This is a genomic window from Paenalcaligenes sp. GW821-LYS-B07-1 (assembly GCF_058803365.1).
In genome coordinates, this window is sequence record NZ_CM179516.1 from 2,902,882 (window position 1) to 2,923,334 (window position 20,453).

The window sequence follows — 20,453 nt, forward strand, 5'->3', positions numbered from 1 at the left end:
CCGCCTGTACCAGAATTATCTTACAAAGCTCGGGGCACGACCTTTGGACGTTGCGCCGACGTATCCACAGGCAGTACCGCGACATTAGCAGCCACACGGCTAGCGATTTCATGATAAATCGCCGCTTCTCTACTTTGTGGCGCTGCCAAAACGGTAGGTAAACCCGAGTCAGTTTGCTCCCGAATACTCATTGCCAAAGGCAGCGCCCCCAGCCAGGGTACATTGTACTGACTTGCCATATCACGGCCACCATGTTTACCAAAAATTGCTTCTTCGTGACCGCACTGGCTACACACGTGCACCGACATGTTTTCAACCACACCCAACACTGGCACATCTACCTTTTGAAACATCTTCAACCCTTTACGGGCATCGATCAGCGCCATGTCTTGTGGTGTGGTCACGACGACCGCTGCCGTCAGTGGCACTTTCTGTGACAAGGTCAGTGCGATGTCACCCGTACCCGGAGGCATATCGATGATCAGGTAATCCAAATCTTCCCACGCCGTTTGCGTCAACAACTGCAACAACGCTTGGGTGACCATAGGACCACGCCAGATTGCCGGCGCATCGTCATCAATCAAAAAACCAATAGAATTTGCCTGCAACCCATGGCCAATCATCGGCTTCATCAGGTTCTCAGGCGTCATTTGCGGCTTGCCGCTTAAACCCAACATAGTAGGTACGCTAGGGCCGTAAATATCCGCATCCAGCAACCCTACGCGTGCGCCTTGCATATGCAGCGCCAACGCCAAGTTCACCGAAGTCGTACTTTTACCCACACCGCCCTTACCAGAGGCCACTGCAATAATATTGCGCACATTGCCCATAGGTCGTAGGTCGGGTTGCACTGCGTGTGTCAGCACTTTCAGCCCCAGAGTAAGTTTGCCCAACGTTACTCCTACGCTTTGCAATGCCGGAACCAAGCGTTCCTTGAACTGTTCTTGACCACTACTGTCTGTGGTGTAACCCAAGTTCAATGCAATATCTGCCACCTGCCCATTCAGCGTGACACAGCAACTTTCAGGGCTAACTTCCAGTTTTTTACGTGTATAGGGATCCGTTACGTTACGTAACGCATTCACCACATCAACTGTGTTTACATTCATTTAATCATCATCCTGCACAGATACGTGCTAACACTACAACAACCGCCACCGTAAAAATAGCGGAACGAGGGAATTTTTTGCATCAAAAGCTGTCATACTTAATGCTATGAATACATTTACTCAAATACTCCGAGCTGTACTATTCGCAATGCTGACTGTCATAGGCATGATTATGGCGGTTATTTTCATGGCGTCTACAGCCTTAGCCATTGCCATCCTATACATAGTTGCGCGTATTAGTGGCCGACCATTTGGTATTCGCTCTTACTGGCAAAACCGCCGCCGTCCAAACCCTGCTCAAGCTTTCCAAGAGCGACAGCAAAACAAGGCGCGACCACCCAAGCCAGAAAACGTCAGCGACATAGAGATGCGCGAACTCAACTAGCAGATTTTTACCACAGCATCTGCTATCCTTTCTGGGCTCCCCTCAGCAGCATGAGGGTATACCCTTCTTTAACCCTAGATAAAGCATATGTCACGCACGATTTTCGTTACTACGGCCCTACCCTACGCCAATGGTTCTTTTCACATCGGCCATATCATGGAATACATCCAAGCCGATATCTGGGTCCGGTCAATGCGAATGTCGGGCCACACAGTGCACTTCGTAGGGGCTGATGATGCGCACGGCGCACCAATCATGCTTAAAGCTGAAGCCGAAGGCATTACGCCTGACCAGCTTGTTGAGCGTATTGCATCTGAGCGCCCTCACTACCTAAACGGGTTTCATATCAAATTTGATCACTGGCACCGTACCAACTCGCCAGAGAACAAAGAGCTTTCACAAAGCATCTATAAAGAGCTAAAGGCTGCTGGTTTCATTGAAACCCGCACCATTGAACAGTTCTATGACCCAGTCAAAGGTATGTTCCTGCCTGATCGCTACATCAAAGGTGAATGCCCTTCATGTAGAGCTAAAGATCAGTACGGTGACTCCTGTGAAGTATGTAGTTCGGTGTACTCCCCTACTGATCTGATCAACCCATACTCCACACTGACTAATGCTACGCCTGTAATGCGTAGTTCAGAACACTTTTTCTTCCGTCTGTCCGACCCTAAATGTGTGGCCTTCTTGAAAGAATGGACCACCGGTGTAGACCGTCACGGCAACCCACGCCTGCAATCCGAAGTACTGGGTAAAACCCGTGAGTGGTTAGGTAAAGATGACGACGGCGAAAGCAATCTGAATGACTGGGACATCTCGCGTGATGAGCCCTACTTCGGCACGCCTATTCCTGATGCACCCGGCAAATACTTCTACGTATGGCTGGATGCACCTGTAGGTTACTTGGCCTCTCTGAAATCCTACTGCGAAGTCAAAGGCATGGACTTTGACACATTGATGGACCCCAATGGTGACACCGAACAGGTGCACTTCATTGGTAAAGACATCGTGTACTTCCACGCCTTGTTCTGGCCTGCCATGTTGAAATTCTCTGGCCGTAAAACACCAGACTCCTTGAACGTGCACGGTTTCATTACCGTTAGCGGCGAGAAAATGTCCAAGAGCCGTGGTACAGGTATTTCGCCACTGCGTTACTTGGATATAGGCATGGACGCCGAGTGGATGCGTTATTACATCGCCGCCAAGCTGAACTCTCACGTTGAAGACATGGACTTCAACCCAGATGATTTTATCGCACGTGTAAACAGCGACTTGGTGGGCAAATACGTCAACATTGCTAGCCGTGCCGCGAGCTTCATTAGTAAGCACTTTGATGGCCAACTAGCTTACGTGGGTGACACAGCTGAAATGCAAGCCAACTTCGCTGCAGTGGCCGATACCATTCGTGCTGACCTAGAGCGTCGTGAATACGGTCGTGCTGTGCGTCAAATCATGGCTTTGGCTGACCAAATCAACCAAGCCTTTGATAACGCCAAGCCATGGTTGTTGGCCAAAGGTATTGCTGAAGCATCTGCAGAGCAAAAAGCAGAACTGCAAGACATCTGCTCACGCGCTTTGGCTGGTTTCAAAGCCTTGTCCGTAATGCTGTCCCCAATCTTGCCGCAGTTGAGCCAAAAAGTGGCCCGCGAACTGCTGGAAATGGACCGCGACTTCGTGTGGACCGACGCCGCCGAACTGCCTACACGTATTGCCGCATTCAAGCACTTGCTGCAACGCGTAGAGCCCACCAAACTGGACGAACTATTAGCCCCTCCTGAGGCGCCAATCGTAGAGCCAGGCGGTGAAGTCATTGCTGACACCATTGATATCAAAGATTTCGGCAAAATCGATCTGCGCGTAGCCAAGATTGTGAACTGCACCGAAGTAGAAGGCTCTGACAAACTGCTGTGCCTAACTCTGGACTTGGACGAAGGCCGCCACCGCCAGATTTTCTCCGGCATTAAGTCCGCCTATAAACCTGAAGATCTGATTGGCAAGCTAACCGTGGTAGTGGCTAACTTAGCCCCTAGAAAAATGCGTTTTGGCGTGTCCGAAGGCATGGTATTAGCAGCCAGCCACAATGACAGCAACGTGAACAACGGTCTGTTTATTCTGGAACCACACAGTGGCGCCACACCAGGTATGCGCATCAGCTAATTTCTGCTGATACCTACACCGCTTAAGGGGGAAAGCATACCGCTTTCCCCCTTATTTTTTAACTGCCCACCACCGCGCTACGCTACGTAAAGAAACCCCTGCAACACCTACAACTTCGTACAATAGAACCTTATCTATTACTTCAGTGCCGCATCACCATGAATCTACGTTTTCTAGAAACGTTTATCTGGATCGCCAAGCTAGGTAGCTTTAAAGCCGCCGCCAATAAGCTACACCTAACTCAAGCCGCCATCTCTAGTCGCATTGCTTCGCTGGAAAGCGACTTAGAACAACAACTCTTTGAGCGCGGCAAACGCGGTTTACTGTTAACGTCTGCAGGGCAGAAGCTACTGGGCTACTCCAAACAAATGCTGCACTTAGAGCAAGAGTTGCTTAAAGAGCTGAAAGCGCCGGTTACCGTGCGTGGCCGTGTCAGACTAGGTATTATTGATTCTGTGGTGCACACATGGTTTACCTCGTTTATCAGCACCCTACACGAACACCATCCTGAAATCGAAATCGAGCTGACGGTGGAGTCCAGCATGCGTTTGCATGACCTGCTCAAACGCGGACTGATAGATGTGGCCTTGCAAACCGACCCTATTCTTGCTGAGGGAGTGCATAACGCCCCTGTAGGCACCATGAAAATGGGCTGGATTATTGCTTGTACTCAGTTGCCCCAGCAACCAGTTAAACTGGCCGACATTCTGCAAAACAGTTCTATAGTCACCTTCCCCAGACACTCTCAGCCGCATTTACTGCTGCTGAACATCCTGGAACAAGAAGGCTTACAGCACACCAAAATTCACCACGTGTCTTCTATTGCGGCAAGTATGTACTTATTGGAAGCTGGAATTGGTGTGGGAGCTGTACCGCTGGCGGCGTATCGTAGCGGCTTTTTAGAAGGGCGTTTTTGTGAACTGAAGTGTGATATCAGCTTACCTGATATGAGCTTGGTCGCCAGTTGGCGTCCTGATGTGATTGCATCGCTCACCAATACCATTGTGAACGCTGCAATGCAGGAAATGCGCCGCTTTGCGGAGCTAAATCCTGCAGACTCTAAAGCCAGTTTAGATGCTAGCGTGTGGCTAAGCAGTTAAGACGTACCGGGTACGTCTTACTCTAGACGTACGCCTTCGTGCAGCGCAGCGATGCCGGCTGTCAGATTGAAATACTGCACACGCTCCAAACCCACAGAACGCATCATTTCAGCCAAGGTATCTTGGTCGGGGTGCATACGAATGGATTCTGCCAAGTAGCGATAGCTTTCTGCATCGTTCGCCACAACCTGACCTACTTTAGGCAGGATGTTAAACGAGTACCAGTCGTAGGCTTTTTCTAGTGGCTTAGCAATGCGCGAGAACTCCAACACCAACAGCTTGCCACCGGGTTTCAACACACGACGCATCTCAGCCAAGGCTTTGTCTTTGTGCGTCATGTTACGTAAGCCAAAAGCCACCGTCACACGGTCAAAGTAGCCAGATGGGAAAGGCAGGAATTCGGCATCACAGACCGCAACGGGTAACACCAACCCGTTATCCAACATACGATCGCGGCCAACCCCCAACATAGAGCTGTTGATATCCGTTAACCATACTTCGCCAGATGGGCCTGCTTTTTTGGCCAATGCTTTGGCAATATCACCTGTACCCCCAGCGATATCCAGTACTTTCATCCCCGGGCGCACATCAGCTCTGCCCACCGTAAAATGCTTCCATATACGGTGCAAGCCGCCAGACATCAAATCGTTCATGACGTCGTACTTAGTGGCTACAGAGTGAAATACCTCGGCAACGCGTGAAGCCTTTTCAGCTTCGCGTACCGTCTGAAATCCGAAATGCGTAGTGCTTTCGTTTGGAGGGGTTTGGTGATTTTTTTCCATGATGCGTATCGTACCTCAAAAAGCGCTTCTGGCGTTACTTCGCCACCAAGAAAAGCCGTAAAAAACCATTCACTTCATAGACTCCGGTTTTCGTCACAAACCTGAAATATAGACGCCATATCATATGGGCTATGATCCACGTTATATGCGTGCAAACCACTGTTTGGAATGAAGAGTATGAGTACGACTATTCTTGTTGTTGAAGATGAGCCGGCGATCCAAGAACTGATTGCTGTTAACTTGAGTTTTGCAGGCCACAAAGTGTTGCGTGCAGCCGATGCTGAGCAAGCACAGATCCTGATTAATGCCGAGTTACCTGACTTGATTTTACTGGATTGGATGCTGCCTGGCGCATCCGGTATCAGCTTGGCCCGCAAGCTACGTACGGATGAACGTTCCCGTGAAATTCCTGTTATCATGCTCACCGCAAAAGGTGCCGAGCTGGATAAGGTAGAAGGACTGGAAGCTGGGGCGGATGACTACATCACCAAGCCCTTTTCCCCCAAAGAACTCTTGGCCCGCATCAAAGCTGTACTGCGCCGTCGCGCCCCTCAGCTTACCGATGACCTGATCCAAATAGGCTCTCTGCAACTGGACCCTGCCACACACCGCGTAACAGGTAGTGAGCAGGTACTAAATATCGGACCTACAGAGTTTAGACTGCTGCACTTCTTCATGACTCATACTGAACGCGTTTTCTCTCGCACCCAGTTGCTGGATCAAGTATGGGGTGACCACGTGTTTGTGGAAGAGCGCACCGTAGACGTACATATACGTCGCCTGCGTAAAGCACTGGAACCTAGCGGTCACGATGCACACATTGAAACCGTACGTGGTGCTGGCTACCGCTTTTCTGCAGTGCTTCCCGCCAGCTCCGGCAAATCATGAACAAAACGCTTTATTCCATTGCTGCTTGGGCCATCTTGGCCGTGTTATTAGGCTCTTGGCTAGGCAGCACCATAGGCTGGGCTGTGTTTGCCCTAGGCCTGCTGTTGATGGTGTTAATCAGCGGCATGCAATTACAAAAAATACGAGGTTGGGTGCGCGCTTTGCATCAACCTCCTCCAGTCTCTATTGGGCCATGGGATGAAATTCTCGCTCCGGTCTATAGGCAGCTCAAAGCTGACCGTGAGCAAATCGCGTCGCTGAATCGTGGCATCGAAGCCATTATGCTCGCGGCAGAAGCCCTGCCTGATGGTGCGATCACCTTAGATGAAAGCATGGGGCTGCAATGGTGCAACCAAACTGCCGCAGAGCATCTAGGCTTGAACCTAGAGACCGACATGCACCACAGTATTTTCAATATTCTGCGTGCACCGGAATTCACGCAATATGTGAATCAGAATAAATGGGATAGCCCGCTGTTGCTACATACCGAGCAAGCTGGCTTAGATAAATCTCTGCTCATACAGCTTAGCCCGTATGGATTTGGACAGTTCTTGATGGTGACCCGTGACGTCACCCAAGTAGAAAAACTGGAAACCACCCGCAAAGACTTCGTCGCTAATGTATCGCATGAGTTGCGCACACCGCTGACCGTACTGTTTGGTTTCTTAGAAACCTTACGCGAACACCCTGCCGACAGTTTCAGCGTAGAGCAACGAGAGCGTTACGAACAAATGATGTTCGAACAAGCGCAGCATATGCAGGCTATTGTGGCAGATTTGCTTACCCTATCTACGTTGGAATCCTCCCCTCCTACAGAAGGCAGGCCAGTACGTGTTAGCTTGATTATTCAACACGCCTTGGAACAAGCCAAAGCGCTTTCCAACGGGCAACACCAATTCGTCGAAAACATTGACCCAGCCTTATGCATTGTGGGCTCTGAAAATGAATTGACCTCGGCCATTTCCAACCTGCTGACTAACGCTATTCGCTACACCCCTAAAGATGGCACGATCACTGTCAGTTGGTACAGCACTGAAGACGGCGGTGCCTGTTATTCAGTACAAGACACCGGCATAGGCATTGCCCCACAAGACATTCCTCGCCTAACCGAGCGCTTCTACCGTGCCGACAAAGGCCGCTCCAGAGCCACTGGTGGCACAGGCTTAGGCTTAGCCATCACACGCCACGTAGCCATGCGTCACAACGCCGAACTGTTGATTCAAAGCCAGTTTGGTACGGGAAGCATGTTCACGCTACGGTTTGCCCCGTTACGGGTCCGTACCCTATAAAAAAATGCACCCACTAGGGTGCATTTTTCGTTGTGCCGTATAGACGCGACTCTTACAAAAACATCTTGTACACAGGATTGTGCGTCTCACGCCAGTGCGGATAACCCAACGTGTTCACAAACTCTTTGAACGCTTGTTTATCGGCTGGTGGTACCTGCAAGCCCACCAAAATACGACCGTAGTCATCACCTTGGTTACGGTAGTGGAACAGGCTGATATTCCAGTTAGGGTTCATGCTGCTCAAGAAACGACGCAATGCACCAGGACGCTCTGGGAATTCAAAACGGTACAGTTCTTCATGCTCAGCCAATGGTGATCTGCCACCCACCATATAACGAATGTGGGTTTTAGCCATTTCGTTATCAGTCAGATTTAAGGTTGGGAAACCTTTGCGCACAAAGTGATTTTCCAGCTTGGCAATATCGGCTTCTGATTGAATCTGCAAACCCACAAACACATGGGCTTCTTTAGCGTCAGAGATACGGTAGTTGAACTCAGTCACGGAGCGATCACCCAATGACTCGGTCAAACGACGGAAACTACCCTGCTCTTCAGGCAAACTCAATACAAAGACGGCTTCACGCGCCAACCCCACGTCTGCACGCTCTGCTACAAAGCGCAGACGGTCGAAGTTCATGTTCGCGCCAGAGGTAATGGCAATCAGCGTTTTGTTTTTCAGCTTATGCTCTTGCGCATAGCGTTTCAAACCTGCCAAGCCCAATGCACCTGCTGGTTCCAACACGCTGCGTGTTTCTTGGAACACATCTTTGATACTCGCACAGATGGCATCAGTATCTACCAACACGAAATCATCCACGTATTCACGGGCGATACGGAAGGTTTCCTGACCTACTTGTTTCACAGCGGTACCGTCTGAGAACAAACCCACGTCTGTCAGGTTCAGTCTGCGGTTCGCTTTGACGCTACGCGCCATCGCAGCGGAGTCTTCTGTCTGTACACCAATAATTTTGATTTCAGGACGCAATTGCTTGATGTAAGCCGCCACACCCGAAATCAAACCACCACCACCAATAGGCACAAATACGGCATCTATAGGACCTGGGTGTTGATGCAGAATTTCCATACCAATAGTGCCCTGCCCCGCGATCACATAAGGATCATCAAAGGGGTGCACAAAGGTGAGCTTCTCTTTCTTTTCCAGCTCTTGCGCATGCGCGTAAGCATCAGAATAGCTTTCGCCTGCCAGCACAACCTCACCACCGAAACGTCGCACGCCATCGATTTTTAATTGTGGGGTGGTCTCAGGCATCACAATCACAGCACGTGTGCCCAAACGTTTGGCTGAGTACGCTACGCCTTGCGCATGGTTACCCGCCGAGGCCGCAATCACGCCACGCTTCAACTCTGCAGGGGTAAGGTGAGCCATTTTGTTGTACGCACCGCGCAACTTGAAGCTGAACACATCCAGCTGGTCTTCTCGCTTGAGCAAAATTCGGTTGTTCAACCGCGCCGATGCCAAAGGGGCATGCTCAAGTGGTGTTTCCCGCACCACGTCATAGACTCTAGAAGTTAGAATGCGTTTAAGATAGTCGTTGGACATAATACTGACTGCCGAAACCCCGCGACAGATATAAAAATAGAGAAGAAGAAAAAAAGGATAACATAGAGTGCCATAAAATCAGCGCCCGTGGCACGCTATATACAAGGTACTCATTCCCCTATGGAAGCATGGCTACAAACATCCATCAACTGGTTGCTACAAACTTTGGCTTTGCCCGAGATAGGACTGACAGCCATTTTCATGGTCAGTTTTGTTTCAGCAACACTGTTGCCACTGGGCTCTGAACCCGCTGTTTTTGCTTACGTCACAGTTTCACCCCATATGTTTTGGCCTGCAGTGGTCATTGCTACTATCGGCAATACCTTGGGCGGCGTAGTCAGTTACTGGATGGGGTCTGGCGCACACCGTGCCTACGAGGCGTGGAAAGAAAGCCACCCACAAGCCGATGACGACGAAGAGCAGCACAATGCACGCACAGGTCGCTGGCATCAAACCGTACAAAGCTGGTTAGATAAACTAGGGCCTCCGGCACTATTGTTGTCATGGTTACCTGTGGTTGGTGATCCCTTATGTAGCGTCGCTGGTTGGTTACGTTTACCGTTAGGCCCATGCATCGCGTACATGGCTATAGGTAAATGTTTACGCTACATCATCATGACCACCTTCTTGCTGTGGGTGTTTCCTATGCTGGGCTGGGGTGATCTATCGTTACCGCAGTCATAATAAAGGCAGCTGTAACCGCAGCATCTTTGCTCTATGCGCATAAGCTGTTCACCCTGTGAGCCTTTTTTCTACTTGGGCTGAACTGACAGTAAAGAATGGTAAAGCAGCCACAGTTTGACCCGTTTTAGCCCCTAGAACTGTCAAACCACACACTTAGCCAAGCCGAACACCAACGAATGAATTAAACTAAGACGTTCAGTCAATCCTTGTTCGCCTTGTAGGCCACACCAGATTTTATGAACGCCCCCATCGCCAGCCAGTATCTTGCCGCCCATTCCTCCACGGTGCTCAATACACGCCTGCGTGAAATCCCCTACAACTACACTTCTTACTCCGATCGCGAAATTGTTTTGCGTCTACTCGGGGATGAAGCATGGGAAAAACTCAGCGAGCTACGTTCCGAACGCCGTACAGGCCGTTCTGCCAAGATGCTGTTTGAGGTGCTAGGCGACATCTGGGTAGTACGCCGCAATCCCTACTTGCAAGACGACCTGCTGCACAACCCAAAACGTTTGCACCAGTTGATCGAAGCCTTGCAACACCGCTTGAACGAAATCGACAAGCGTCGTGATGTAGACGTTGCTGAACGCGACCAGAAAGTACAATTTTTGCTGCACAGCGCTAAAGCCGCTGTCACCGCCTTTGAAAACGAATTCACCACGATGCGCGACCTACGTCAGCGCACGGTGAAACGTCTAGGCGCCATCACGGCGGCTGACAACATCAAGTTTGATGGTTTGTCTCGCGTTTCTCACGTGACCGACGCCACCGACTGGCGTGTGGAGTACCCCTTTGTTGTACTGACCCCAGACCACGAAGCTGAAATGGCCGCGTTGGTACGTGCCTGTATGGAATTGGGTCTGACCATCATCCCTAGGGGGGGTGGCACTGGCTACACCGGTGGTGCTATTCCGCTTAGCCCTCGCTCTGCGGTGATCAATACCGAGAAACTAGAAGCTCTGGGCCCTGTTGAAGCCATCGCCATGCCCGGTCTAGACACACCTGTACACACGATTTTGTCCGGTGCTGGTGTAGTGACCCGCCGTGTGGCCGATGCCGCTACGGCAGCAGGCCGTGTATTTGCGGTTGATCCTACCTCTATTGATGCCTCCTGTGTGGGTGGTAACGTTGCCATGAACGCCGGCGGTAAAAAAGCCGTGCTCTGGGGTACTGCGCTGGACAACCTCGCTTGGTGGCGCATGGTAGACCCAGAAGGCAACTGGCTGGAAGTCACCCGCGTTAATCACAATCTGGGCAAAATCCACGAAGTAGACGAAGCGGTTTTCGATCTGCAATGGTTTGATGGTGCTTTTGCACCCGGCGCTAAACTGCTACGCAGCGAAACCCTGCGTATCAAAGGCCAGTCTTTCCGTAAAGTGGGTTTGGGTAAAGACGTTACTGACAAGTTCTTGTCCGGCTTGCCCGGTGTGCAAAAAGAAGGCTGTGATGGCCTGATTACCTCTGCACGCTGGATTCTGCACCGTATGCCTGAACACACTCGTACCGTCTGTATGGAGTTCTTCGGCAGCGCACGTAATGCTGTGCCTTCCATCGTGGAAGTGAAGCACTACCTAGACACCGACGGTAAAGAGCGTGGTGCATTATTGGCGGGCTTGGAACACTTGGATGAACGTTATCTGCGTGCGGTAGGCTATGCCACCAAGAGTAAGCGCGGTGTACTGCCCAAGATGGTTCTGATTGGCGACATCGTGGGTGATGATGCCGATGCTGTTGCTCACGCTGCTAGCGAAGTAGTACGTATTGCCAACAGTCGTCACGGTGAAGGTTTCGTTGCTGTTAGCCCCGAAGCCCGTAAGCGCTTCTGGCTGGACCGCTCCCGTACTGCGGCCATTGCCCGTCACACTAACGCGTTCAAAATCAACGAAGACGTGGTGATTCCACTCAACCGCATGGGCGAGTACACCGACGAAATCGAACGCATCAACATTGAGCTGTCCACACGCAACAAACTGCGTTTGCTGGATTCGCTAGAAGAATTCCTGCAAGGTGATTTGCCTATAGGCAAACTGGCTGACCCAGCCGATGCAGATCACACACGCGAAGAAGTGCTGGAAAACCGTAGGCACGATGCCTTGGCTACCCTACAATCCGTGCGTGAACGCTGGAGCTGGATGCTGCAAAACCTGGATGCACCTGTTGCCGAGCAACTGGATACCTTGCGTACCCACGGCTTGGAAGCGGTGATCCCTGCCTTGCAAGAGCGTATTGCCGCTCAACCCGATGCACGCATTGTAGAAATGCTGCAAGACCACACACTACGTATTTCGTGGAAAACCGAAGTGCGCTCGCGTTTGGAAGAACACTTCCCCGGCGCAGACTGTGCAGCGGTATTGGCAGAACTACAAGCCATTCACGACAAGGTATTGAAAAGCCGTGTGTTTGTCGCTTTGCACATGCACGCCGGTGACGGTAACGTGCACACCAACATTCCGGTCAACTCTGATGACTACGGCATGTTGCAAGAGGCCAATGAAACCGTAGAGCGCATCATGCAAATCGCCCGCCGTCTGGATGGTGTGATTTCTGGTGAGCACGGTATTGGCCTGACTAAGTACGAGTTCTTAACACAAGAAGAACTGCAACCTTTCCAAGATTACAAACGTCGTATCGACCCGCAAAACCACTTCAACGCTGGCAAACTAATGCCCGGTGCTGATTTGAGTCGCGCGTGGACGCCTAGCTTCAACTTGCTGGGTTACGAATCGTTGATTATGCAGCGTAGTGAAATCAGTTCGATTTCCCACGCGATCAAAGACTGTTTGCGTTGCGGTAAATGTAAGCCGGTCTGTGCCACCCACGTGCCACGCGCTAACTTGTTGTACTCACCACGCAATAAAATTCTGGCTACATCACTGCTGATCGAAGCCTTCTTGTACGAAGAGCAAACGCGTCGCGGTATTAGCCTAAAACACTGGGAAGACTTTGAAGGCGTAGCCGACCACTGTACGCTGTGCCACAAATGCTTTACCCCCTGTCCGGTAGACATTGACTTTGGTGACGTCACCATGGCGATGCGCGCCTTGCTGAACCGCATGGGCAAGAAATCGTCCAACCCCGGCTCATCGGCTGCCATGTTCTTCTTGAACGCCAAAGACCCACGTGTGATCAACACTACACGTAAAGTCTTGGAAGTGGGCTACAAAGCCCAGCGTATGGCGAACAACTTGCTCAGCAATGCGGCGCATAAACAAACCGAAGCACCTCCAGCGTCGGTGACTAAGCCTAGCATTCGTGAACAAGTCATCCACTTTGTGAACAAGAAAATGCCCGGTGGTTTGCCTAAGCAAACTGCACGTAAGCTCTTGGACATTGAAGATGCCGACTACGTACCTATTATTCGCAACCCAGCCACCAGCGCTGATAGCGAAGCGGTGTTTTACTTCCCTGGCTGTGGTTCTGAGCGTCTGTTCTCACAAGTTGGTTTAGCTACTCAAGCCATGCTGTGGCACGCTGGTGTACAAACCGTATTGCCTCCTGGTTACTTGTGCTGTGGTTACCCACAACGCGGTAGCGGCCAGAAAGACAAAGCTGACCAGATGATTACCGATAACCGCGTGCTGTTCCACCGCATGGCCACCACGCTGAACTACTTGGATATCAAAACCGTCGTTGTGAGCTGTGGTACCTGTTACGACCAGCTCTCTATGTACGAATTTGAGAACATCTTCCCCGGCTGCCGCCTGATTGATATTCACGAATTCCTGCTGGAAAAAGGTATTCAGCTAGAAGGTATCAACGGTACACGCTACATGTACCACGATCCTTGCCATACCCCAATGAAACGTCAGGATCCTATGAAAACCGTTAAAGCCTTGGTGGGCGACCAAACCATCAAGAGCGACAGATGTTGCGGTGAGTCGGGTACCTTAGCGGTCACACGCCCTGACATCTCTACCCAGATCCGTTTCCGTAAACAGGAAGAACTACAGAAAAACCAAGACAGCATCCGTGCTGACGGTTTTAGTGGCGAAGTCAAAATGCTGACTTCCTGTCCATCGTGTCTGCAAGGTTTGTCCCGTTACCAAGACGACACTGGCGTAGAAGCTGACTACATCGTAGTAGAAATGGCTAAGCATATTTTGGGCGCAGACTGGCTACCTAACTACGTGAAATCGGCCAATAACGGCGGTATTGAACGCGTACTGGTGTAATCACCTCCTTTCCCAGAATAGCCTCTGTGAGTTTTCTGGGAAATTATGCACAAAATGAGCATTATGCAGAGAAATGCAGGTAGACTGTAGTTCTCTGCATGATGCATTTGGTGTGTAGTTCACGATGAATGTCCCGTTTTCTCCAGTAATTACGTCGTTGCTGGAAACTGATCTCTACAAATTTACGATGTGGCAGGCCATGCTGCATCGCCATCCAGCCACTCAAGCACGCTATGAGTTCTTGTGCCGTAACCAGACTGCCTATCCTATGGCTGAGCTGGCAGAAGAAGTAGAGGCGCAACTAAATCACCTGTGCAGCCTGCACTTCAGCCAAGAAGAGTTAGACTATCTGAGCCAACTGCGCTACTTGAAGTCTGACTTCATCGATTTCCTGTCACTATTTCGCTTTCAACGCCGTTTTATCCGCGTAGAAACCGATGGCGAACGCCTGATCATCATTGCCGAAGGCCCACAAGTACACGTGATGGGCTTTGAAATCTTTGTGCTCGCCATTGTGAACGAGCTGTACTTCAGACGCTTTGATCCGCTGACATTGCTGACTGAGGGCCGCCAACGTCTGGCAGACAAAATCCAACGCCTGAAACGCTTTGGCCAAGAAAAACAAGAAACCTTCAGTTTTGACGTATCGGATTTTGGCTTACGTAGACGCTACAGTGCCGCATGGCACGATGAAGTCATCGGCACCTTGGCTCGCCAAGTACCTGAGTTTTTCAAAGGTACCTCTAACGTTTACTTAGCTAGAAAACACAACTTGGTGCCCATCGGCACCATGGCACACGAATACTTCCAATCCTTCCAAGCTTTTGGTTCTGTGCGCTTACGCGACTTTCAAAAAGCAGCCATGGAAGACTGGGTACAAGAATACCGTGGTGACTTGGGTATAGCGCTTACCGACACCGTAGGCATGCAAGCCTTCCTCAACGATTTCGACCTGTATTTCGCCAAACTGTTTGATGGTTTGCGCCATGACTCTGGCGATCCATACTGGTGGGGCGATCTAGCCATTCAACACTACCGAAAACTGCGTATAGACCCTAAATCTAAACGTCTGGTATTTTCGGATGGCCTGACTATAGACAGCGCCATTGAACTGTATAGATACTTCGGTAGCCGCATACAGGTTGGTTTTGGTATAGGTACCAGCCTCACCAACGACATGGGCACACAACCCCTAAACATCGTTATGAAACTGGTCAGCTGCAACGGTGCATCTACCGCAAAACTGTCTGACTCTGCAGGTAAAACCATGTGCGACGATGAAACCTTCCTCGCCTACCTGCGTCAGGTGTTTAACCACTACCAGTAAGTACGTGCTGGCTTTTCCATTAAGCGCTTATGTCTACACATCAAGTTTTTTTGGATTCGCTGTACCAGTTGCTGCAACAGCAGCGACTGGCTTCATTAGGCACCTTAACTAACCAAGGGCTGCCTTTTGTGTCCATGGTGCCCTTCGCACTAGACGCAGAACATGGCCGACTGCTGATACATATCAGCGACATGGCCGCACACACACGCTACCTCAAAGAGCGTCCGCAAGCCTCGCTGATGATTTGCCAAACACCGACTGAAGATGCCGGTGTGCACGATCTGCCCAGAGTCACACTACAAGTAGAAGCCACCCTACTAGAGCGCAACACCCCAGAACGTGAAGCTGCCCGCGACACCTACTTGGCACGCTTCCCTGATGTTGCCTTTATGACAGACTTCACCGACTTCCATTTCTTTGCACTTACCGTACAGCGTGTACGACACGTAGCAGGATTTGGTGCTGCCCGCACACTCAATGCGGAAGACGTTTGCGCTCGTATACGCCAAGGTGCGTGAGGTGTTGGCGATGAATGTGGCACCGACGTACTCACCACTGGCTGATGTAGCTAGCACTGCGAAAAGTATTTTTTAATTTGACCACCAAATAAAAAAATACTTTCCTCCGTTTTCCCTTCATCGCTTACAACGGTTTTTAGTGTGGTTGCCATTGAGGCTAATGCGTACTTCTGTGACAGATAAAAGAGCCCCCCCTTACTGGCCCTTTAAGAACCCGATGAACGCTATGCAAGATGCCACAAACAACAAACCCCCGGCAAAACCAGGGGTTTAGTAGCTAACATCAGATCAGCCAGCCTACACCGGCAACCTTTATGTATTACTGACCGGGTAACGCATCCGGATCAGGTAGCGACTCATCAAACTCACACACGGTGTACACCGGCAAGCCTGTTTCGCGCACACCCGCTGAACCGCCCAAATCAGGCAGATCAATGATGGCAGCCGCTTCAATCACGTTAGCACCCAAACGTTGCAACAAACGAGATGCTGCAATCATGGTGCCGCCAGTAGCGATCAGGTCATCAATCAGCAAGACGCGTTGGCCGGGACGTACTGAGTCAGTATGCATTTCAACGGATGCATTACCGTACTCCAAGGAGTACTCTTCAGCGACGGTCTGGAAAGGCAATTTGCCTTTTTTTCGTACGGGAACAAAACCCAGATTCAGTTCGTAGGCCAATACAGACCCAACAATAAAACCACGCGCATCAATGCCAGCAACTAGGTCCAGACGCTGACGCATGTAGCGGTATACGAATAAATCAATCAGTACACGGAACGCTTGAGGATCTTGCAACACAGGCGTAATGTCACGGAACATCACGCCTGGCTTTGGCCAGTCCGGTACGCTGCGTATCGTGTTACGGATGTAATTAGCGGGATCAGTATGCATGTTTCTACTAACTCTAGACACAAAAAAGGCCACAGCGCAGGATGCACTGCCGGCACATCTGCAGTGTACACAATAGCACCAGATAAAACCGGGAACGTATCCTAAAAGGAACGTTCCCTAGGCGACCCGCTGCAATGTCTCACCTTGCACTTGCCATTCTTGTTCAAAGCATCCCTCAGGCACTTCGTCATGACTCACCATGATGACGCTACGCGTACCGGCAAACTGCAACACGTCTTGTAGCAAGGCATGCGCGTTGGTTCTATCGAGGCCGCTGGTAGGTTCATCTAAGAACCACACACTCGCCGAAGCCAACACAATACGCGCCAAACACAGCCTGCGCGCTTGGCCTGTAGATAAGGTATTACCGCCTTCACCTATCCAACTGTCTAAGCCTTCTGGCAAGCTGCGCACGAAGTCAGCGAGACGTACACGCTGTAGCGCATCCCACAGTTGTTCATCTGTGGCATTTGCACAGCCCAACGTCAGGTTATAACGTAGGCTACCCATGAACACCGTAGAGTGCTGCGACAGCAAGGCAAACCGTTGGAAACGCTGATCTGTAGGACTTTGCTGCACATCAACTCCACCGTACAGCACTCCCCCAACCAACGCTGGTTGCACACCCATCAAGGTTTGCAGCAATGTGGTTTTTCCTGAGCCACTGACGCCACGTATTAAACACCTACCACCTTGTGGAATGCGTAATGTCACGTCTTTCAACAACGGTACTTTCACATCAAAACCCACATGCAGACTCTGCGTAAACAGCACGCCGTGATCAGGTAACGGGGTAGAACCAGAAGGCATTTTCTCGCCAGCACTACGCAGCATACCCAAACGCGACGCCGCCGCACTAGCTACCCCCAAACCGGCTGCACCACGCATCAAGGGGGCCATAATTTCGAACAGCCCCAACGCCCCCAGCAGCAACCCCACCCACATTGGGCCGGTAAGTAGTTCTTTGCTGTACGCATCCAAACCAATCACCACCAACGCCACCAAGGTCAGTGCCATGCAACACTGCTGCCACAAGCTGCCCAAGCTAGCCATAGCAGCCAATTTTTCGCGTTGCTTAGATAACGACTGGCTTAACTGTTCAAAACTCGCTTGTGCTTTGTCAGTGGCATTAAACACCACCACATCCACGTGTGCTGCAATCGTATCGTGTAACACGCTACGGGCTTGGGCTACTTGTGCCGCCAATTGCATCCCACCCGCCGCCGCTCTACGTGCTACTACATAAGGCACTAATACAGCAGCGATCAAAATAACCAACGCCAGAGCCACCCCGCCCCACGGCATTTGGGAGCCGGTTAAGAGCGCATACATACCACCGCCTAGCAATGCGGTGCACGTTGGTACTACCAACAGCAAATACACACTATCCAAACGCTCTACGTCGTTCACCAAGCGAGCTACCAAGTCACCATCACGGTACTTAGCCAACTCAGACGGTGGTAGTTGCATCAATTGCGCAAAAGTTTGTGCGCGTATTTCTGCTTGCAATTCCAACGTAACCGTGTGGCCTGCAATACGCTCTACGTAGCGCGAGGCAATACGCCACATGGATAAACCACGTACCAATGCCGACGGACCAAACAAATTAAAGCTGGTCATAGAAGCAGCAAGAAACGCTCCTGTCAGAAACCAACCTGCTACGGCAAGCAGCCCCACCCCAGCGACGACAGTTCCCAGCGCCACCAAGATGCTGCCCACTACTAACCAACGACGTCGCAACAACCAATCACGACACAATCCCCACCATAGCGTCATGATTGCACTCCTACCAAGGTTTGATCTTGCAGACTCCATTGCTGCTGCAAACGCGCCGCGACAGCTGGATCGTGTGTGGCAACAATCAATGCTCTGTCAGCACAAAACGCCAAGATGGCATCTAGTACTTTGTCGCGGGTGTGGGTATCTAAGTGAGCGGTAGGCTCATCCATTAATACCAATTCCGGATCGCACAAGAACAACCTAGCTAAGGCAATACGCTGCAACTGCCCACCCGACAAACCGTAACCTCGCGTACCTAACAAGGTTTGTAACCCTGCATGTTGTGCACGCAGCACCTGTGCCATATCTACCTTTTCTAAGGCTTGCCACAGTTGTTCTTCGGTAGCATCTGGCGCTGCCAACTTAAGCACTTGCTCTACGGTTTCACCCGATAAAAAAGGATGCGCACTCAATAAGCACACGCCTGGCAAAAACCCTTGTTCATCATCCGTTTGTTTGTCGGCAGTATATAACCGCACCTCACCACCGTGGCGAGTACGCAGCCCCAATAAACTTTCCAGCAGTGTTGTTTTACCACTGCCACTACTACCTTGCAGCGCAACGGATTCGCCCTTGTTCACGGTAAAAGACACCGATTTCAACAATACTGCATTCGTCCCCGGCGCCACTAAACTAAAGCCTTCTGTTTGCAATATAGGCGTATCGCCCAACGCATCAGTCATAGGGAAACGTACACTCACGCCCTCCCACTTTTCAGTAGACACCTCTGTACTGGTGTGATCTGCCTTTTTAGATGGCACAGCGGGCAGTGTTTTAAAAATGCCTTCTAAGGAAGTAACCGCCGATTTAGCCTGAGCGCGGTCGTGATAACTAGCAGCCATCTGACGCAATGGTTGGTATACCTCGGGCGCTAAAAACAAACAGAACAAACCTTGCTGTAGCGTCATACCGCTAAAGCTCTCGCCCAACATGCCTAAATAGCTCAGACCTATATATACCGCCACACCCGCTACACCGAGTGCGGCGAACAGTTCCAACACCGCCGAGGACAAGAAGGCAATACGCAACACCTTCATGGTGGTTTTGCCTAAGTCTTGGCTCGCTTGTTGCACTGCCTCTACTTCTTCCTTGGCTCTACCAAACAGTACCAAGGTAAACACGCCTTTGACGCGGTCGCCAAAAACGCCAGATAAACGTTGTAAGGCTTGATGGTATTTTTGGTTGGCAGCTTCTGCTCCCCAGCCTACCAGTGCCATAAAGACGGGAATCAATGGGGCGGTTAGCAATAACAGCAGCCCCACAACAATATCAACGCCCATCGCTACAACAGCTAACAGCAACGGTAAAAACACCGCCGCCACGGCTGCGGACATGTAGCGTTGCAAATAGCCCTCTAAGGCTTCCACGTGGTCTATTAATGCGGTGGTCAGTTCACCCGATGGATGCTGTCGAGACCACGCCGGCCCCTTATTCAGCAAACGCTGCATCAAGGTAGTTCGTAGCCAATGTTTAATGTGTTCGGCACCTGAGTTAGCCGCACGCTCACCAGACCAGACCAGTAAGGCTCTGACTAATAAGAGTCCTGCCACGATACTGATGGCGGGCCATAACTGCTGTAGCGCGGCATGACCAATCACGGCTCGGTCCAAAACATCTGCCAGCCACCAGGCCTGAAACAAAAATAGCACCCCTGCTAACAAAGGTGCACATAATGCCCAGAGCATACGTCTGGGGGCTAGTCGCCACGATTGCGCTAGCCACCCCCCGCTACGTTTCGTGCGGGGGGAAGAAACAGCCAATGGTTTAGTCACAGTTACTCATTAGACAGCGTTGACGTATCGTTCTG

At 50.9% G+C, this 20,453-nt stretch carries 15 protein-coding genes; 9 read left to right on the plus strand and 6 right to left on the minus strand.

The window, feature by feature from the left end:
• Positions 1-20: 20 nt before the first annotated feature.
• Complete coding sequence (gene apbC, locus AC3QL0_RS13990) at positions 21-1,109, minus strand: iron-sulfur cluster carrier protein ApbC (protein ID WP_493009023.1); 1,089 nt, start codon at positions 1,107-1,109, stop codon at positions 21-23.
• 106 nt (positions 1,110-1,215) lie between these two features.
• Here apbC and AC3QL0_RS13995 point away from each other — a divergent pair, with 106 nt between their 5' ends.
• The 3 genes from AC3QL0_RS13995 to AC3QL0_RS14005 all read left to right on the plus strand — a co-directional run bounded on the left by AC3QL0_RS13995 (position 1,216) and on the right by AC3QL0_RS14005 (position 4,751).
• Entirely contained in the window at positions 1,216-1,494 is a 279-nt protein-coding gene (locus tag AC3QL0_RS13995; protein WP_493009024.1) for a hypothetical protein, read from the plus strand.
• 87 nt (positions 1,495-1,581) lie between these two features.
• Positions 1,582-3,651, plus strand: a complete 2,070-nt coding sequence (gene metG / locus AC3QL0_RS14000; RefSeq protein WP_493009025.1) for a methionine--tRNA ligase — start codon at positions 1,582-1,584, stop codon at positions 3,649-3,651.
• 158 nt (positions 3,652-3,809) lie between these two features.
• Positions 3,810-4,751, plus strand: coding sequence for a LysR family transcriptional regulator (locus tag AC3QL0_RS14005; protein ID WP_493009026.1), 942 nt, complete (start codon positions 3,810-3,812; stop codon positions 4,749-4,751).
• A 17-nt stretch (positions 4,752-4,768) separates the two neighbouring features.
• Here the strand turns inward: AC3QL0_RS14005 and ubiE are convergent, their stop codons facing one another.
• On the minus strand, positions 4,769-5,533 hold the full coding sequence (gene ubiE, locus AC3QL0_RS14010; RefSeq protein ID WP_135863193.1) for a bifunctional demethylmenaquinone methyltransferase/2-methoxy-6-polyprenyl-1,4-benzoquinol methylase UbiE: 765 nt from the start codon (positions 5,531-5,533) through the stop codon (positions 4,769-4,771).
• A gap of 177 nt (positions 5,534-5,710) precedes the next feature.
• Between ubiE and phoB the strand changes: the two genes are divergently transcribed.
• Both phoB and phoR read left to right on the plus strand, forming a co-directional pair.
• Positions 5,711-6,421: a phosphate regulon transcriptional regulator PhoB gene (phoB, locus tag AC3QL0_RS14015; protein WP_493009027.1), complete on the plus strand. Its 711-nt coding sequence runs from the start codon at positions 5,711-5,713 to the stop codon at positions 6,419-6,421.
• Positions 6,418-7,710 carry a phosphate regulon sensor histidine kinase PhoR gene (gene phoR / locus AC3QL0_RS14020; RefSeq protein ID WP_493009028.1) on the plus strand — a complete coding sequence of 431 codons (1,293 nt, stop codon included), beginning with the start codon at positions 6,418-6,420 and terminating at the stop codon, positions 7,708-7,710. The genes phoB and phoR overlap by 4 nt, the downstream gene beginning before the upstream one ends.
• Positions 7,711-7,762: 52 nt before the next feature.
• On the opposite strand, the gene ilvA is transcribed toward phoR, so the two are convergent.
• A complete protein-coding gene (gene ilvA, locus AC3QL0_RS14025) occupies positions 7,763-9,271 on the minus strand; it encodes a threonine ammonia-lyase, biosynthetic (RefSeq protein WP_493009029.1) in 1,509 nt (502 codons plus the stop codon).
• A 120-nt stretch (positions 9,272-9,391) separates the two neighbouring features.
• Between ilvA and AC3QL0_RS14030 the strand changes: the two genes are divergently transcribed.
• The 4 genes from AC3QL0_RS14030 to AC3QL0_RS14045 all read left to right on the plus strand — a co-directional run bounded on the left by AC3QL0_RS14030 (position 9,392) and on the right by AC3QL0_RS14045 (position 15,972).
• Positions 9,392-9,955, plus strand: a complete 564-nt coding sequence (locus AC3QL0_RS14030; RefSeq protein ID WP_493011002.1) for a YqaA family protein — start codon at positions 9,392-9,394, stop codon at positions 9,953-9,955.
• Positions 9,956-10,191: 236 nt separating this feature from the next.
• Positions 10,192-14,127 (plus strand): DUF3683 domain-containing protein, encoded by a 3,936-nt coding sequence (locus AC3QL0_RS14035; protein ID WP_493009030.1) that lies wholly within the window; start codon positions 10,192-10,194, stop codon positions 14,125-14,127.
• 124 nt (positions 14,128-14,251) lie between these two features.
• The gene (gene pncB / locus AC3QL0_RS14040; RefSeq protein WP_135865067.1) at positions 14,252-15,454 is read left to right on the plus strand and encodes a nicotinate phosphoribosyltransferase; all 1,203 of its coding nucleotides are present in this window, start codon (positions 14,252-14,254) and stop codon (positions 15,452-15,454) included.
• Between the two features lie 29 nt (positions 15,455-15,483).
• Positions 15,484-15,972 carry a HugZ family pyridoxamine 5'-phosphate oxidase gene (locus AC3QL0_RS14045; protein WP_493009031.1) on the plus strand — a complete coding sequence of 163 codons (489 nt, stop codon included), beginning with the start codon at positions 15,484-15,486 and terminating at the stop codon, positions 15,970-15,972.
• Positions 15,973-16,291: 319 nt separating this feature from the next.
• On the opposite strand, the gene AC3QL0_RS14050 is transcribed toward AC3QL0_RS14045, so the two are convergent.
• The 3 genes from AC3QL0_RS14050 to cydD all read right to left on the minus strand — a co-directional run bounded on the left by AC3QL0_RS14050 (position 16,292) and on the right by cydD (position 20,418).
• A complete protein-coding gene (locus AC3QL0_RS14050) occupies positions 16,292-16,867 on the minus strand; it encodes an adenine phosphoribosyltransferase (protein ID WP_493009032.1) in 576 nt (191 codons plus the stop codon).
• A 117-nt stretch (positions 16,868-16,984) separates the two neighbouring features.
• Positions 16,985-18,643: a thiol reductant ABC exporter subunit CydC gene (gene cydC, locus AC3QL0_RS14055; RefSeq protein WP_493009033.1), complete on the minus strand. Its 1,659-nt coding sequence runs from the start codon at positions 18,641-18,643 to the stop codon at positions 16,985-16,987.
• Entirely contained in the window at positions 18,640-20,418 is a 1,779-nt protein-coding gene (gene cydD, locus AC3QL0_RS14060) for a thiol reductant ABC exporter subunit CydD (RefSeq protein ID WP_493009034.1), read from the minus strand. Before cydD ends, cydC begins: the two co-directional genes overlap by 4 nt.
• Positions 20,419-20,453 lie beyond the last annotated feature (35 nt).

Bases quoted from the DNA above. Each gene is read 5' to 3' on its own strand.
- apbC (WP_493009023.1), bottom strand. From the start codon at position 1,109: ATGAATGTAAACACAGTTGATGTGGTGAATGCGTTACGTAACGTAACG.
- AC3QL0_RS13995 (WP_493009024.1), top strand. From the start codon at position 1,216: ATGAATACATTTACTCAAATACTCCGAGCTGTACTATTCGCAATGCTG.
- metG (WP_493009025.1), top strand. From the start codon at position 1,582: ATGTCACGCACGATTTTCGTTACTACGGCCCTACCCTACGCCAATGGT.
- AC3QL0_RS14005 (WP_493009026.1), top strand. From the start codon at position 3,810: ATGAATCTACGTTTTCTAGAAACGTTTATCTGGATCGCCAAGCTAGGT.
- ubiE (WP_135863193.1), bottom strand. From the start codon at position 5,533: ATGGAAAAAAATCACCAAACCCCTCCAAACGAAAGCACTACGCATTTC.
- phoB (WP_493009027.1), top strand. From the start codon at position 5,711: ATGAGTACGACTATTCTTGTTGTTGAAGATGAGCCGGCGATCCAAGAA.
- phoR (WP_493009028.1), top strand. From the start codon at position 6,418: ATGAACAAAACGCTTTATTCCATTGCTGCTTGGGCCATCTTGGCCGTG.
- ilvA (WP_493009029.1), bottom strand. From the start codon at position 9,271: ATGTCCAACGACTATCTTAAACGCATTCTAACTTCTAGAGTCTATGAC.
- AC3QL0_RS14030 (WP_493011002.1), top strand. From the start codon at position 9,392: ATGGAAGCATGGCTACAAACATCCATCAACTGGTTGCTACAAACTTTG.
- AC3QL0_RS14035 (WP_493009030.1), top strand. From the start codon at position 10,192: ATGAACGCCCCCATCGCCAGCCAGTATCTTGCCGCCCATTCCTCCACG.
- pncB (WP_135865067.1), top strand. From the start codon at position 14,252: ATGAATGTCCCGTTTTCTCCAGTAATTACGTCGTTGCTGGAAACTGAT.
- AC3QL0_RS14045 (WP_493009031.1), top strand. From the start codon at position 15,484: ATGTCTACACATCAAGTTTTTTTGGATTCGCTGTACCAGTTGCTGCAA.
- AC3QL0_RS14050 (WP_493009032.1), bottom strand. From the start codon at position 16,867: ATGCATACTGATCCCGCTAATTACATCCGTAACACGATACGCAGCGTA.
- cydC (WP_493009033.1), bottom strand. From the start codon at position 18,643: ATGACGCTATGGTGGGGATTGTGTCGTGATTGGTTGTTGCGACGTCGT.